Genomic DNA, 15,868 nt, shown 5'->3' with positions numbered 1-15,868 from the left:
TCAGGCCTCCATCGTTTCAACGAGCGCTCGGCCGAGCCTGGCCGGACCAGGAAAATAGTCCCACTCCTGCGCATGCGGATAGGGCGTGTCCCAGCCGGCGACCCGCGCCACCGGCGCTTCCAGATGATAGAAGCAGTTCTCCTGTACCAGCGCCGAAAGTTCGGCACCGAACCCGGATGTCAGCGTCGCCTCGTGCACGACCACGCAGCGGCCCGTCTTTTTCACCGAGCCGACGATCGTCTCGAGATCGAGCGGCAGCAGCGTCCTCAGATCGACGATCTCGGCGTCGATGCCGGTCTCCTCGGCCGCCGCCTGCGCGACATAGACCATCGTGCCATAGGCAAGCACGGTGACATCGGCACCCGGCCGGCGGATCACCGCCTTGCCGAGCGGGACCGTGTAATGCCCGTCCGCGACCTCGCCGAGCTCATGCTTCGACCACGGCGTCACCGGGCGCTCGTGATGGCCGTCGAACGGACCGTTGTAGAGCCGCTTCGGCTCCAGGAAGATCACCGGGTCGGGATCCTCTATCGCCGCGATCAAAAGACCCTTGGCGTCGTTCGGGTTGGACGGCACGACGACCTTCAGGCCGGAGACATGCGTGAATAGAGCCTCCGGGCTCTGGCTGTGGGTCTGGCCGCCAAAAATGCCGCCGCCGGTCGGCATCCTGACCACGATCGGGCAGGTGAAATCGCCGTTCGAGCGGTAGCGCAGCCGCGCCGCCTCCGAGACGATCTGGTCATAGGCCGGATAAACATAGTCGGCAAACTGCACCTCGACGCAAGGTTTCAGGCCGTAGGCGGCCATGCCGATGGCCGAGCCGACAATGCCGGATTCGCTGATCGGCGCATCGAAGCAGCGGCTCTTGCCGTATTTCGCCTGTAGGCCCTGTGTGCAGCGGAAGACGCCGCCGAAGAAGCCGACATCCTCGCCGAACACGATGACGCGTTCGTCGCGCGCCATCGACACGTCCATGGCGTCGCGGATCGCTTCGATCATGGTCCGCCTTGGCATGGTCAGACCCCTGCCTGCTGGCGTTGGCGCCTGAGATGCGGCGGCATCTCGGCATAGACTCCCTCGAACATGTCGCGCGCCGAGGGCTTGCCGCCGGCATGCAGCGTGCCGTGGCGCTCGGCCTCCCTTTGCGCTGCGATCACCGTTTCGAGGATTTCCGCCTCGGCCTGAGTGTGGCGTTCGTCCGACCAGACGCCGCGCTGGATGAGGTGGTTTTTCAGCCTGACGATCGGGTCGCCGAGCGGCCATGCGTCGGACTCGGCCTTCGGCCGGTAGGCCGACGGATCGTCCGAGCTCGAATGCGCGCCGACGCGGTAGGTGACATATTCGATCAGCGTCGGCCCGAGATTTTTCCGCGCGCGCTCGGCCGCCCATTTAGCCACGGCATGGACGGCCAGATAATCGTTGCCGTCGACCCGCAGCGAGGGAATGCCGAAACCAAGACCGCGGGCGGCGAAAGTGCCGGAGCCGCCCCGGGCGATGCCCTGAAAAGTCGAGATCGCCCACTGGTTGTTGACGACATTGAGCACGACCGGCGCCTTGTAGGTCGAGGCGAACACCAGCGCCGAATGGAAATCGGACTCGGCCGTCGAACCATCGCCGATCCAGGCGGCGGCGATCTTCGAATCATTGCTGATCGCCGAAGCCATCGCCCAGCCGACCGCTTGGATATATTGCGTTGCCAGATTTCCGGAGATCGAGAAGAAGCCGTGCTCCTTCGACGAATACATGATCGGCAGCTGCCGCCCCTTCAGCGGATCGGCCTCGTTCGAATAGATCTGGTTCATCATTGTGACCATCGGATAGCCGTCGGCGATGAGCAGCCCGGCCTGCCGATAGGTCGGAAAGTTCATGTCGCCCGACGCCAGCGCCTTGCGGAAGGCGCAACTCACCGCCTCTTCGCCGAGATGCTGCATGTAGAAAGAGGTCTTGCCCTGGCGCTGCGCCATCTGCATGCGCGCGTCGAAGCTGCGCAGCTTCATCATATGGCGCAGCCCTTCCAGCAACTCGTCGTCGGAAAGCAGGCCGGCCCACGGACCGACGGCTTCGCCGGCGCGGTTCAGCACGCGGATGATCGAGAACGCCATGTCGCGGATGGTGCGCGGATCGACGTCGATCTCCGGGCGCGGCACCGAGCCGGCCTTGGGGATGGTCACATCAGAGAAATCCGGCGTCCCGCCCGGCCGCACCTCGGGTTCCGGCACATGGAAGCGCAACATTCCTGTTTCGGCCATGACCTTCGTCCTCCCATGTTGCCCGGCGCGATATTTGCACACCGCCAGACCAGTGCCAATTCGTCGGGCAGGGCTTCAGGCCAGCGACGCGCCAGCCAGCACTTGCCAAGATGAAGATATGTCGGCGAAATTTCTTGTCGATCTTCCGCCGCCATGCGCAATTTGGCGCATGATTGCGCCGGGTTTCCCGCCAGATAAGACAATGCGTCGGATTGAGGCCTCGCGCGGCGCCCCTTTCCTTCTCCCCTTGTGGGAGAAGGTGTCGCCGAAGGCGACGGATGAGGGTGTTCCAGCTTGGCAAGGACGGCACTCCGTCCAGCACCCCTCAACCGTCTTGGCGCTACGCGCCAATCCACCTTCTCCCACAAGGGGGAGAAGGAAAGGAGGGGTGCGCCGTTCACCCCGCACCCGCATCATGCTAACCAGAACCCATGGCACAGAAGAAAGGTTACGAAGTCGATTCGTGGTTGGCGCGGCCGGACCCGCGCATCTCGATCGTCCTGCTTTACGGGCCCGATCGCGGGCTCGTCGCCGAGCGGGCGAAGGCCTTTGCCGGCAAAACCGGACTGCCGCTCGACGATCCGTTCTCGGTGGTCAGGCTGGACGGTTCGGAAGTCGACCACGACGAGGGCCGCCTGCTCGACGAGGCGCGCACCGTGCCGATGTTTTCGGACCGGCGCCTGCTCTGGGTGCGCAATGCCTCGGGCCAGAAGGCGCTTGCCGATGACGTCAAGGCGCTGACATCAGAGCCGCCGCGTGACGCCATCATTCTGATCGAGGCCGGCGACCTGAAGAAAGGCGTCGGGTTGCGTTCCATCGTCGAGGCGGCAGACATTGCCATGGCCTTGCCGTGCTACGCCGACGAGGCCCGGGACATCGATGCGGTCATCGACGACGAATTGCGCAAGGCCGGCATGTCGATGACGCTGGAGGCCCGTCAGGCGCTGCGCCGTAACCTCGGTGGTGACCGGCTGGCCTCCCGCGGCGAGATCGAAAAGCTGGTGCTTTATGCCCACGGTCAGGCCGAAATCGGCCTCGACGACGTCAAGGCGACATCGGGCGACGTCTCCGGTCTGTCCTTCGACGACGCCGTCGATGCCGTGCTCGAAGGCAAGGTCGGCGATTTCGACATGGCCTTCACCCGCCACTGCCAGTCCGGCGGCCAGGCTTTTCTGGTGCTTTCCTCGGCGATGCGGCAGCTGCAGGCGATCCAGGCGATGCGCGGCTTGATGGACACCGGCGGCCGCAACGCCGCGGCGGTCGTTGCCGCGGCGCGCCCGCCGGTTTTTTTCTCGCGGCGCAAGTTGGTGGAGAACGCCCTCGAACGCTGGAACAGCGAGGCGCTTGGCCGCGCTTTGACCAGGCTGCAGACGGCGGTCCTGCAGACGCGGCGCCGGCCGGACCTCTCGGTCGCGCTGGCACGGCAGGCGCTGCTCGGCATTGCTGTGGAAAGCGCCCGGCTGCTCCGAGGTAACGGCTTGTAGGGGCCTCGTGGAAACGAAGAAACCAAAGCTCAATCTGTCAGAGCGAATCAAGCTCGCATTTCGTTATGGCGATCTTAATCCGACTACTGATTCCGAAGAACTCAAACGAAGGGATGAGTTTCTCGTCAGTATCTCAGGCTACTTCGTTATTATATTCAAACTGATACTCGTGGGCTTCGCCATCTTCGCGATTGCCGCCACAATAGTCATTAATCTTCAGTGAGAGCGTCCAGCCCAGACAAAACTCCAATTTGGAGGCTAGCAGTTGTCGATGCTTGCGCCGCCCCTCATTGCCCTGCCGGGCATTTCTCCCCGTAAACGGGGAGAAAGAGGCTGACCGCAGCCTCGGCACCTTTTCTGCAACGTTGGTGATTGGCGAAACCCTCGATGACAGCCCCCTCTCCCGTCGCTATACGGGGAGAGGATGCCGGCAGGCAGGTGAGGGGCGGCGGAAACGCTGGAGCAGGTAGGCTATGAGGTCGCCTGTCCTCGCCTAAAACAAGCAGACCCCGAGGCCATTGCCGGCTAATCACCGCTCCTGCTTCAACCGCCGGCAAAGCTCATCGAGCTGCTCCAGCGTCCGGTAAGCGACGCTGATCACGCCGCCGCGCTCCTTGTGCTCGATCGTGACGATCATGCCGATCGTGCCGGTCATCAGCTTTTCCAGCGCCAACGTATCGGCATCCTTCTGTGCCGGTGCTGCAGGCTGTCGCTTTACCGTTGGAGCGCCGGTCGGCATCTGCGCCAGCGCTTCGGCCTGGCGCACCGAAAGCCCGTCCTCGACGATCCGCTTGGCCAGGCCCGCCGGATCCTGCGCCGTCACCAATGTGCGGGCGTGGCCGGCCGACAGCGCGCCATCGACCAGCATGTCGCGAATCACGTCCGGCAGCTTCAGCAGCCTGAGCGTGTTGGCGACGTGGCTGCGGCTCTTGCCGATCACCTGGCCGAGATCGGCCTGGGTGTAGCCGTGATCGTCGATCAGCTGCTGGTAGCCCATCGCCTCCTCGACCGGGTTGAGGTCGGTGCGCTGGACGTTTTCGATGATCGCCAGTTCGAGCGCGGTGCGATCGTTGACATCGCGCACGATGATCGGGATCTCGGTCAGCCCGGCGCGCTGCGCCGCGCGCCAGCGCCGCTCGCCGGCGATGATCTCGTAGCGGCCAGCTTGCGTCGGCGATGGCCGTGCCACCACCGGCTGCACCACGCCATGTTCACGGATCGACTGGGCAAGATCGGTCAGGTCGGCGTCGCCAAAATGCCGGCGCGGATTCTTTGGGTTCGGGCTCAGGAACTCGATCGGCACCTTGCCGTCGGCATTCATGCCCTGCTTTTCCGGCGCTGCCGGCCGATCGATTTCGCCGATCAGCGCCGCCAGTCCCCGCCCCAGTCTTTTTCTCGAAAGGTCTTCACTCATCATCTGTCCAGATCGTTTCGGTATCGAATCGGCTTCTAGGCGGCGCGCAGTTTGCGCTCGCGGCGGATCACCTCGGAGGCAAGCTGCAGATAGGCCTGGCTGCCGGAGCATTTGAGGTCGTAGAGGATCGCCGGCTTGCCGTAGGACGGCGCCTCGGAGACACGCACATTGCGCGGGATCACGGTTTCATAGACCTTGTCGCCCATATGCGCCCGCACGTCCTGCACCACCTGGTTGGCGAGATTGTTGCGCCCGTCGAACATGGTTAGCACGATGCCCTGGATCGTCAGCTCGGGATTGATCGAGCGGCGAACCTGCTCGACCGTCTCCAGCAGCTGGCTCAAGCCTTCGAGCGCGAAGAACTCGCATTGCAGCGGCACCAGCACCGAATCGGCCGCCGCCATCGAGTTCAGCGTCAGAAGATTGAGCGACGGCGGACAATCGATCAGCACATAGCCAAAATTGGCCGATCGATCAGCCGAGGCGCGTAAGGCGTTGCGCAGCCGCAGCACCCGGTCCGGCGCCGACGCGATCTCCATTTCGATGCCGAGCAGGTCGAGCGTCGACGGCACGATCGACAGGCCCGGCACCGCCGTCGGGATCGCCGCCGCCTCCAGATCGAGCTCGCCAGTCAGCACGTCATAGGAGGAAACGGTGCGGTCGCGCCGGTCGATGCCGAGGCCGGTGCTGGCATTGCCTTGCGGATCAAGATCGACGATCAGCACCCGCTCGCCGATCGCGGCCAGCGCCGTGGCCAGATTGATGGCCGTCGTCGTCTTGCCGACGCCGCCCTTCTGGTTGGCTACGGTGATGATTCGGGGGCCATTCTTCATCATGGGTCTATGCCAGAAATTCATTCCGAGGTCGCCGATCTAAGTCAGTTGGCGCAAATCAGACAGTTCGAGGATGACGCCATGAGCGTCGGTCGCGCTGGCATGTTCTACCAGATCGAACGACCATCGTTGAGCGCTTTCTGCCAGTTCGGCACGGTAATCCCGGCCTTTGTGGAACAGGCCGCGCGCGCCGGCCGTCAGCCACGGCGCCGACAGTTTGAGCAAGACCGGTAGCGACGCCAGCGCTCTGGCAGTGACGATTTGAGGTGTTGAAACAAACGGATAGGCGTCGTCGATGCGACGCGCGACGACCCTGGCGGGCAGGTTGAATTGGCCGACGACCGCTTGCAGGAACGATGCTTTTTTCCGATTGCTTTCAACCAGATCGATACTGGCGCCGTCGCGCTCGGCGAGCAGGAACGCAAGCACAAGGCCGGGAAAACCGCCGCCAGAGCCGAGATCGATCCAGCGCTTCGCCTCTGGTTTGATTCGCGCCAGCTGCGCGCTGTCGAGGATGTGGCGGCGCCAGACATCGTCCTGCGTCGACTGCGCCGCCAGGTTTATCCGGCGGTTCCATTTCTGAAAGACCGTCTCGAACTCTACCAGGCGTTCGAATGTTTCACGTGAAACTGGACCGGCAGCCTCTTGCAGGCTCGCCCATGAGGCAGCGCTCACGCAACATTCCTTCGTGCAGCAGCCTCGGCGTTGCGGACATGCGCGACAATGATGGCCAGTGCAGCCGGCGTCATGCCTTCCATACGCTGCGCATCGGCGATCGAGCGCGGCTGACGCGCCAGCATCTTCTGCTTCAGCTCATTGGAAAGGCCTGGAACAGAGGCGAAATCGAGTGAATCCGGGATCAGCCGGCTCTCCTCATGCCTGATCTGCGTGACGTCAGCTTCCTGGCGATCGAGATAGACCGAATATCTCGCTTCCGTTTCGAGGCGCTCGGCCGTCTTGGCGTCGATTGCTGCAAACTGCGGAGCGATTCGGGCCAGCCAACCGACATCGACGCCGGGATAGGCCAGCAACTCATAGGCGGAGCGGCGCACACCGTCCCTGTTGATCTCGAGCCCATGGCGCGCCGCTTCGTTGGGGGTCATGGTCGTGCCAAGCGCAAGGTCCCTCGCCTTTTCAAGGTCCTGCACGACGTCGCTAAACCGTTGCATCCGCTCCTGCGAGGCAATCCCGAACTTCATCGCCAGCGGCGTGAGCCGCTCATCGGCGTTGTCGGCCCGCAGCGACAGCCGGAACTCGGCCCGCGAGGTGAACATCCGGTAAGGTTCGGCGATGCCGCGGCTGGTCAGGTCGTCGACCATGACGCCGATATAGGCCTCGGTGCGACTGAGCACGATCTGGTCGCTCGCCGGAGCCTGCCGCGCGGCGTTGAGGCCGGCCAGCAGCCCTTGCGCGCCGGCCTCCTCGTAACCAGTGGTGCCGTTGATCTGCCCTGCCAGAAAAAGACCGGAGATTCGCTTGGTTTCCAGCGTCGGCTTGAGCTCGCGCGGATCGACATGGTCATATTCGATGGCGTAACCCGGCTGCAGCATGGTGACACGCTCAAGGCCAGGAATGGTTTTTAGAATGTCGAGCTGTACGTCCTCCGGCAGCGAAGTCGAAATGCCGTTCGGGTAGACGGTGTCGTCGTCCAGCCCTTCCGGCTCAAGGAAAATCTGGTGGCCCTCGCGGTCGCCGAACTTGACGATCTTGTCCTCGATCGACGGGCAGTAACGCGGCCCAACGCCTTCGATAGAGCCGGAATACATTGCGGAACGGCTCAGATTGGCGCGAATCAGCTCATGCGTCGCCGCGGTCGTTCGCGTGATGCCGCAATGGATCTGCGGGTTGTCGATGCGGTCGGTCATCAGCGAAAACGGCACGGGATTGTCATCGGCCGCCTGACTCTCCAGCGACGCCCAATCGATCGTCCGCCCGTCCAACCGTGGCGGCGTGCCGGTCTTCAACCGCCCAAGCTTGAAGCCGGCGCGGCTCATCGTGGCCGACAGGCCGATGCTGGCCTGCTCGTTCATGCGGCCGGCAACGATCTTCTTCTCGCCGATATGGATCAGCCCGCGCAGAAAGGTGCCGGTCGTCAGCACCACGGCGCAGCAAGCAAGTCTGCGACCATCCGCCAGCAGCACGGCCGCTATGCGTCCATTGTCGATTTCGAAATCCAGAACCTCGCCCTCGACCACGTCGAGACCGGCCTGCTCGCGAATCGCCGCCTGCATGGCGAGCCGATAGAGTTTTCTGTCCGCTTGCGTCCGCGGCCCGCGAACTGCCGGGCCCTTGCGGCGGTTGAGCAAACGGAACTGGATGCCGGCCGCATCGGCGACGCGCCCCATCAGCCCGTCCATAGCGTCGATCTCGCGAACCAGATGCCCCTTGCCAAGCCCGCCGATCGCCGGATTGCACGACATGACGCCGATCGTCTCGAAGCGCAGCGTCACCAGCGCCGTCCTCGCGCCAGCGCGCGAGGCCGCGCTGGCCGCCTCGCAACCAGCATGGCCGCCACCCACCACAACCACATCATAATGATCGGTCATTTTAGAATCCCGAATTCAAGTGGACCGACACATGTGCCCGGAGGCACGCGCTGTCAAGAACACCGTCGATTGGCGGGTAATCTCTTCGGATATGTAGCAGGGACAAACCCATGCTGAGACGGCCAAAGTCGGCGCCGCCCCTCTTGCCTTCTCCCCTTGTGGGAGAAGGTGGATTGGCGCGCAGCGCCGAGACGGAAGAGGGGTGCTGGCCGGAGTGCCGACTTTGCCAAGCTGGAACACCCCTCATCCGTCGCCTTCGGCGACACCTTCTCCCACAAGGGGAGAAGGAAGAGCCGCACATCGCCCCGGAAGAATGAAGCGATTGCCCAGCGAATCGTTTCACGTGAAACAATGCCTTCGAGCTAATCGCGTGGTGTTTCACGTGAATCATCCGAGGCCGCCCAACCTCCCCAAGTGTTTCACGTGAGTCACTTGCCAATGCAGAACTGCGAGAAAATAACGTCCAGCATGTCCTCGACATCGACCGCTCCAATGATGCGGCCAAGCCTATCCGCTGCCAGCCGCAATTCCTCGGCCCGCAACTCCTGCCCGCGCTCATCCCCTGCCACTGCCGCAAGCAGGAAGCGCTTCGTCTCATTGAGGAGTTCGACGTGCCGCAGCCGCGACGGCAGGACGTCACCGGCCTCGCCGATCTGCGCGGCGGCGCGACGGCCGATCTCCGCCAGCAATTCCGCCTGCCCTGTCCCGTCCCTGGTCGAGATTACCACGTCGTAGCGCGCCACAAGCGATTCATCCCGCAGCAAATCGACCTTCGTCCCGATCCTCAATGACGGGACATCGGCTGGAACTACGCCGATGGGGACCGGCTCCATCATATCCTCCAACACCAGCAACAAATCGGCAGTGCCGGCCTTGCTCCTCGCCCTTTCGATACCGATCGCCTCGATCCTGCCGGGTGTCTCACGCAAGCCGGCGGTGTCGGTTACTCTTACCCGCATCCCCTCCAGATCCAGCACCACTTCGAGCAGATCGCGGGTGGTGCCGGGCTCTTCGGTGACGATCGCCGCCTCGCGCCGGGCCAGAGCGTTGAACAGGCTGGATTTGCCGGCATTCGGTGCGCCGAGGATGACGACCTCGAACCCGTCGCGGATGATCTCGGCGGCCCGGAACCCTTGGACATGACGTTCGATCTCGTCGATCATCGCGCGGACGTCCGACCAGACCGTCTCCGCAACGGAACCCGGCACATCGTCTTCGTCGGCAAAATCGATCTCGGCCTCGATCATCGCCCGTGCATGAATAAGCCGACGGCGCCAGTTGACATAGAGCTCGCTCTGCGCGCCTTCGGCATTCTGCACGGCAAAGCGCCGCTGCGCCTCCGTCTCGGCATTGACGAGATCGGCCAGCGCCTCGGTCTCGACCAGATCGACCTTGCCGTTGAGAAACGCACGGCGGGTGAACTCGCCCGGCTCGGCATGCCTGACGCCGTCAAAGCCGGCGATCGTTTCCAGCATCTTCGCCACCACGGCACGCCCGCCATGGACATGGAATTCGGCGATGTCCTCGCCGGTAAAGCTGTTGGGCCCGGCAAAAAAGACGACCAGGCCGCTGTCGAGCACCGATCCGTCGGGCGCCCTGAACTTGCGATATGCGGCAACACGGTTCTGAACAATCGAACCGGCAATCGTTTCGACGACGAATCGACTCTTCGAGCCGGAAATGCGGATCACGGCAACACCGGCGGGCAGGCGGCCGCTCGACAGGGCAACTATGGAATCACCGGAAATCATTTGCCGACCCAGCACAACCGCCCTAGCTTCGCTTGTTCATTGACAATTGCCGAGTTATCAACCGTGACATTGCCCGCGCAAAATCTACTTGCCGAAGAGGCCAGCCCCTACCTGCAGCAGCATAGCGGCAACCCGGTGCATTGGCGGGCATGGTCGCCGGCGTCGCTTGCCGAGGCAAGGGCGCTCGAGCGGCCAATCCTGCTCTCGGTCGGCTACGCGGCCTGTCACTGGTGCCATGTCATGGCCCACGAAAGCTTCGAGAACGACGACGTCGCCGCCGTCATGAACCGTCTCTTCGTCAATATCAAGGTCGATCGCGAGGAGCGGCCGGACATCGACCAGATCTATATGGCCGCACTGTCCTCGATGGGCGAGCAGGGCGGATGGCCGCTGACCATGTTCCTGACACCGGACGGAAAACCTTTCTGGGGCGGCACCTATTTTCCGCGCGAGGCACGTTACGGTCGCCCTGGCTTCGTCCAGGTGCTGGAGGCGGTCGACAAGGCGTGGCGCGAGAAGAAAGAAAGCGTTAACCAAAGCGCCGACGGCCTGACCACGCATGTCAAGGCGCGGCTGGCGGGCACGCATGCCAAGGCCGTGCTCGATCGCGACACGCTCGCCACGCTCGCCAACGGTATCGACGGCATGATCGACCGGGATCTGGGCGGCCTGCGCGGCGCGCCCAAATTCCCCAATGCGCCGTTCATGCAGACGCTCTGGCTGTCCTGGCTGCGCGACGGCGCCACAGCCCATCGCGACGCCGTCCTGCTCAGCCTCGAAAAGATGCTGGCTGGCGGCATCTACGACCATATCGGCGGCGGGCTGAGCCGCTACTCCACCGATGCCGAATGGCTGGTGCCACATTTCGAAAAGATGCTCTACGACAACGCCCAGCTCGTCCGGCTGTGCAACTGGGCTTATGCGGCGACCGGCAATGAATTGTTCCGGGGGCGAATCGAAGAGACGATCGACTGGCTCTTGCGCGAGATGCGCGTCGATGGCGGTGCCTTCGCTGCCAGCCTCGACGCCGACAGCGAGGGCGAAGAGGGGTTGTTCTACACCTGGAGCAGGGATGAGATCGAAACCGCTCTCGGCGACGAATCAGCCTTATTTGTCAAATACTTCACGCTTTCCGGCCCGCATGGCTGGGAGGGCAAGCCGATCATCCACCAGACTGAGGCCCAGCAAAAGCAAAGCGTCGCCGATCGCGACCGGCTCATCCCGCTGAAAGAAAAATTGCTGGCAGCCCGGGAGCAGCGCGTCAGACCCGGGCGTGACGGCAAAATCCTGACCGATTGGAACGGCCTGGTGATCGCGGCTCTCGCCGAAGCCGGGCGCGCTCTGAAACGGATCGACTGGATCGAGGCGGCGGAACAGGCCTTTGCTGCCATTGCCAGCGCTGGTCGAGACGGCCGGCTGCCGCATTCGATGCTTGGCGCAAAGAAGCTTTTTCCGGCGCTGTCGAGCGATTACGCCGCCATGACCAACGCCGCGATCTCATTGTTCGAGGCTACCGGCACATCGAGTTATGCCAAGCTGGCCGGCCAATTCATCGCGCAGCTCGATCAATGGCATAGCGATGAGAACAACATCGGCTACTATCTCACCGCGTCGGACAGCAGCGACGTGCCGATCCGCATCAGGGGCGATGTCGACGAGGCCATTCCGTCAGCGGCCGGCCAGATCATCGAGGCTCTGGTTCGATTGTCTTCGCTTTCGGGCGATCTCGAATTGCAGGAAAAGACCTTGAGGATCGCCGAACACGCGGCCGGCCGTGCGGCGCACCAGGCCTATGGCCAAGCGGGTGTCGTCAACGCCTGTGCCTTGGCGATCGAGCCGTTGAAGCTGGTGCTGGTGGAGAACCCGGAGAATCCGGGGCTTGTTCCGGTCGCGAATCGAAATCCGGACCCGCGCCGGATCGACACTATCGTGCCGGTCGGTTCGGCGACAAACCTGCCGATGCTCCCAGGCGGCGTTCTGCCGCCAACGACCGAGCCCGGCGCCTGGCTGTGCACCGGGCAGGTCTGCCTGCCGGTGATAACGGACACTGAGGAGCTCGAGCGGCGGTTGCGGCGCGGATAGGTGAGGGGGTGCGCGGTTCTCCTTCTCCCCTTGTGGGAGAAGGCAGGAAGGGGCAGCGCTGTCCAACCCCTTACGTATTCATCGAATCGAAGAAATCCGCGTTGGTCTTGGTCTGCTTGAGCTTGTCGATCAGGAACTCGATGGCGTCGGTGGTGCCCATCGGCGCCAGGATGCGGCGCAGCACGAAGATCTTCTGCAGATCCTGGCGGGCGACCAGCAGGTCTTCCTTGCGGGTGCCGGACTTGAGGATGTCCATGGCCGGATAAATGCGCTTGTCCGCGACCTTGCGGTCGAGCACGATCTCCGAGTTGCCGGTACCCTTGAACTCTTCGAAGATGACCTCGTCCATACGGCTGCCGGTGTCGATTAGCGCGGTGGCGATGATGGTCAGCGAGCCGCCTTCCTCGATGTTGCGGGCGGCACCGAAGAAGCGCTTCGGCCGCTGCAGCGCATTGGCGTCGACACCGCCGGTCAGCACCTTGCCGGATGACGGCACCACGGTGTTGTAGGCACGGCCGAGGCGGGTGATCGAATCCAGCAGAATGACGACGTCGCGCCCGTGCTCGACAAGGCGCTTGGCCTTCTCGATCACCATTTCGGCGACCTGGACGTGGCGCACCGCCGGTTCGTCGAAGGTCGAGGAGACGACCTCGCCCTTCACCGAACGCTGCATGTCGGTGACTTCTTCCGGCCGCTCGTCGATCAAGAGCACGATCAGATAGCATTCCGGATGATTGGTGGTGATCGAGTGGGCGATGTTCTGTAAGAGCACCGTCTTGCCGGTGCGCGGCTGCGCCACGATCAGGGCGCGCTGGCCTTTACCGAGCGGCGCCACCAGGTCGATGACGCGGGCCGAAATGTCCTTCGAGGTCGGAACATCCATTTCCATCTTCAGCCGCGAGGTCGGATAAAGCGGCGTTAGATTGTCGAAATGGATCTTGTGGCGGATCTTTTCCGGGTCGTCGAAATTGATCGTGTTGACCTTGAGCAGCGCGAAATAGCGCTCGCCCTCTTTCGGGCTGCGGATCGGGCCTTCGACCGTGTCGCCGGTCTTCAGCGAGAACCGGCGGATCTGCGACGGCGAGATGTAGATATCGTCCGGACCCGGCAGATAATTGGCGTTGGCCGAGCGCAGGAAGCCAAATCCGTCCTGCAGCACTTCGACGACGCCGTCACCGATGATCTCGATATCCTGGGTCGCCAGCCGCTTCAGGATCGCGAACATCAGCTCCTGCTTGCGCATCACACTGGCGTTCTCGACCTCGAGCGATTCGGCATAGGCAATCAGCTCTGGCGGTTTCTTGTTCTTGAACTCGGTGAGTTTCATTTCTTGCATCATTAGACGGACTCTGAGTGAGTAAGCATGGGGAAAATATCGGCGGGATGCGACAAATGCCGGGCGCGGCCGAAGCGATGAATGGGCGGCGCATGACGGGAAGGAAGACCCGTCTTTTATCGTCGGTCGACTAAAAGAGCAAGCCGCCTTTTGTGGCCGCTGCGCGTCTCTCTTGACGCGCAAAGGGACGCTGTAAGACTTTTCGAGTCCCGCATCGTACTTTCCGAAAATCGATTCCGATTTCTGGCCGATGCGGCGGCGTCAGAACGGCTTCACGATGACCAGCACGACGACGACGATCATCAGCAATGTGGGGATCTCGTTGACGATCCGCCAGTGCTTCGCGGGCTTTTCGTTGCGGTCCTCGGCGAATTTGCGGACCGCGCCTGCCAGATAGCCATGAACGGCGGAGAGCCCGAGCACCGCGGCGATCTTGGCATGCAGCCATCCGCCCTGAAAAGCAAAGCCTTTCCAGGCCAGCCAGAGGCCGAATACCCAGGTGATGATCATGGCCGGATTGATGATGCCGCGTAGCAGCCGGCGCTCCATCACCTTGAAGGTTTCCGACTGGGCGGAGCCTTTCTCGGCGTCGGCATGATAGACCAGCAGCCGCGGCAGATAGAGCATGCCCGCCATCCAGGAGATGACGGCGATGACATGGATCGCCTTTGCCCAGGGATAGAAATCATCCGGCCCGAACAGGAACAGAAGCCCAGCCAGGACGAGGAAGATGACGATGGCGATCGCTGCTCGACGCATCGCTCCCGCCCCGCTGCTGTCCGCACCACTGTTGGCGTTATTCGTGTCGGTCATCGACGTGCCCGCACCATCTTCACCATCGCCTCGACATGCGCGATCGGCGTCTCCGGCGTGATGCCATGGCCGAGATTGAAGATCAGCGGCCCATCGCCCAATGCTTTCAGGATTGCGTCGACGCCGTCGGCTAGCGCCTTGCCGCCGGCCACCAGCCGCAACGGATCGAGATTGCCCTGTACGGCGCCACCGCGCTGCAGTTCCTTCGCCGTCGTCAACGGCACGGTCCAGTCGAGCCCCAGCCCCGTCACGCCGGTTTTTTTGCGATAGCTGCGATAGTGGGCGCCGGCGCCCTTGGGAAAGCCGATAATCGGAACATTGGGATGGACGGCCCGAACCTGCCTGACGATCTCCGCCACCGGCCCGACGCAAAAGACCTCGAATGAAACTTCATCGAGCACGCCGGACCACGAGTCAAAGATCTGCACCACATCGGCGCCGGCTTCGATCTGGCGGATCAGATAGGCGGCCGAATGATCGGCAAGGACGTTCAGCAGCTGCAGGAAAGCCGCCGGCTCGCGATAGGCAAACAGCCGCGCCGGCGCCTGATCTGAGGTGCCGTGGCCGGCGATCATATAGGTCGCCACCGTCCACGGCGCGCCGCAGAAGCCGATCAGCGTCGTTTCATCTGGCAGCTTTGCCCGCAAACGTCTGACCGTCTCATAGACCGGTTCGAGATTCACGTGAAACGTTTCGCCGTCGAGAGCCGCAATCTCCGTTGCCGAGATCGGCGTCAACAGCGGCCCGCGTCCCTCTTCGAAGCGCACGTCGCGGCCCAGCGCATGCGGCACGACAAGGATATCGGAAAACAGGATCGATGCGTCGAAGCCGAAGCGTTCGATCGGCTGCAGTGTCACTTCCACGGCAAGATCGGGATCGTAGCAAAGATCGAGGAATGACCCGGCCCGCCTGCGTGTCTCCCGATATTCCGGCAGATAGCGGCCAGCCTGGCGCATCATCCAGATCGGCGGCGGAAACGCAGCCTTGCCCTTCAACACGTCCAGCATGATCCGGTTTTCAGGCATTCAGCACTCGCCTCTCCAGGCTTCTCTATAATTAAATATTCTATTTCTAGGAATCTTATGATTCTAAGAGTCTGTTGGTATCGGTGGTTGTTTCCTGTCCCGCTTTGCCCCGGAAAAGGCCAGCCAGCATATTGTCGCGTGCTTCTTCTGCGGGATAGGAGGACTTTGGGGACAGTTGGAAATTTCCAACTGGGAACAATGCGTTGCCGCCCGCGCAAAGAAAACGGACCTGTGGATAACGCCTAGTCAAAAAAGCACGTCCCCGAACTTGTCCCCAGCCGCCCGACGAAGCCGACAGCGCATCGAATTGTGGACAAACTGGCATCTGATACAGT

General features: G+C 62.7%; 12 protein-coding genes. 2 read left to right on the top strand and 10 right to left on the bottom strand.

Going from position 1 to position 15,868, the window contains the following annotated elements; translation table 11 throughout:
* Together AC0NIE_RS04955 and AC0NIE_RS04950 are read right to left on the bottom strand one after the other, a co-directional pair.
* A complete protein-coding gene (locus AC0NIE_RS04955; RefSeq protein WP_473485809.1) occupies positions 1 to 1,014 on the bottom strand; it encodes an alpha-ketoacid dehydrogenase subunit beta in 1,014 nt (337 codons plus the stop codon).
* Between the two features lie 2 nt (positions 1,015 to 1,016).
* Complete coding sequence (locus AC0NIE_RS04950) at positions 1,017 to 2,249, bottom strand: thiamine pyrophosphate-dependent enzyme (protein WP_473485808.1); 1,233 nt, start codon at positions 2,247 to 2,249, stop codon at positions 1,017 to 1,019.
* Between the two features lie 431 nt (positions 2,250 to 2,680).
* Between AC0NIE_RS04950 and holA the strand changes: the two genes are divergently transcribed.
* Positions 2,681 to 3,733 carry a DNA polymerase III subunit delta gene (gene holA / locus AC0NIE_RS04945; RefSeq protein WP_473485807.1) on the top strand — a complete coding sequence of 351 codons (1,053 nt, stop codon included), beginning with the start codon at positions 2,681 to 2,683 and terminating at the stop codon, positions 3,731 to 3,733.
* A 529-nt stretch (positions 3,734 to 4,262) separates the two neighbouring features.
* Here the strand turns inward: holA and AC0NIE_RS04940 are convergent.
* The 5 genes from AC0NIE_RS04940 to mnmE form a co-directional block, all read right to left on the bottom strand.
* Positions 4,263 to 5,147, bottom strand: coding sequence for a ParB/RepB/Spo0J family partition protein (locus AC0NIE_RS04940; protein WP_473485828.1), 885 nt, complete (start codon positions 5,145 to 5,147; stop codon positions 4,263 to 4,265).
* A gap of 35 nt (positions 5,148 to 5,182) precedes the next feature.
* Entirely contained in the window at positions 5,183 to 5,983 is an 801-nt protein-coding gene (locus AC0NIE_RS04935) for a ParA family protein (RefSeq protein ID WP_123148722.1), read from the bottom strand.
* Positions 5,984 to 6,019: 36 nt separating this feature from the next.
* Positions 6,020 to 6,655 carry a 16S rRNA (guanine(527)-N(7))-methyltransferase RsmG gene (gene rsmG / locus AC0NIE_RS04930; RefSeq protein ID WP_473485806.1) on the bottom strand — a complete coding sequence of 212 codons (636 nt, stop codon included), beginning with the start codon at positions 6,653 to 6,655 and terminating at the stop codon, positions 6,020 to 6,022.
* On the bottom strand, positions 6,652 to 8,526 hold the full coding sequence (gene mnmG, locus AC0NIE_RS04925; RefSeq protein ID WP_473485805.1) for a tRNA uridine-5-carboxymethylaminomethyl(34) synthesis enzyme MnmG: 1,875 nt from the start codon (positions 8,524 to 8,526) through the stop codon (positions 6,652 to 6,654). The genes rsmG and mnmG overlap by 4 nt, the downstream gene beginning before the upstream one ends.
* A gap of 428 nt (positions 8,527 to 8,954) precedes the next feature.
* A complete protein-coding gene (gene mnmE, locus AC0NIE_RS04920; RefSeq protein WP_473485804.1) occupies positions 8,955 to 10,277 on the bottom strand; it encodes a tRNA uridine-5-carboxymethylaminomethyl(34) synthesis GTPase MnmE in 1,323 nt (440 codons plus the stop codon).
* 63 nt (positions 10,278 to 10,340) lie between these two features.
* Between mnmE and AC0NIE_RS04915 the strand changes: the two genes are divergently transcribed.
* The gene (locus tag AC0NIE_RS04915) at positions 10,341 to 12,359 is read left to right on the top strand and encodes a thioredoxin domain-containing protein (RefSeq protein ID WP_473485803.1); all 2,019 of its coding nucleotides are present in this window, start codon (positions 10,341 to 10,343) and stop codon (positions 12,357 to 12,359) included.
* A 70-nt stretch (positions 12,360 to 12,429) separates the two neighbouring features.
* On the opposite strand, the gene rho is transcribed toward AC0NIE_RS04915, so the two are convergent.
* From rho to hemE, 3 genes are all read right to left on the bottom strand, one after another.
* A complete protein-coding gene (gene rho, locus AC0NIE_RS04910; RefSeq protein ID WP_027153631.1) occupies positions 12,430 to 13,695 on the bottom strand; it encodes a transcription termination factor Rho in 1,266 nt (421 codons plus the stop codon).
* Between the two features lie 261 nt (positions 13,696 to 13,956).
* A complete protein-coding gene (gene hemJ, locus AC0NIE_RS04905; protein WP_473485802.1) occupies positions 13,957 to 14,508 on the bottom strand; it encodes a protoporphyrinogen oxidase HemJ in 552 nt (183 codons plus the stop codon).
* Positions 14,505 to 15,533 carry a uroporphyrinogen decarboxylase gene (gene hemE / locus AC0NIE_RS04900; RefSeq protein ID WP_473485801.1) on the bottom strand — a complete coding sequence of 343 codons (1,029 nt, stop codon included), beginning with the start codon at positions 15,531 to 15,533 and terminating at the stop codon, positions 14,505 to 14,507. Before hemE ends, hemJ begins: the two co-directional genes overlap by 4 nt.
* Positions 15,534 to 15,868 lie beyond the last annotated feature (335 nt).

Source organism: Mesorhizobium sp. WSM4842 (assembly GCF_055901575.1).
Note: the sequence above shows the minus strand (reverse complement) of the source record. Positions and strands in the feature narration are given on the sequence as shown.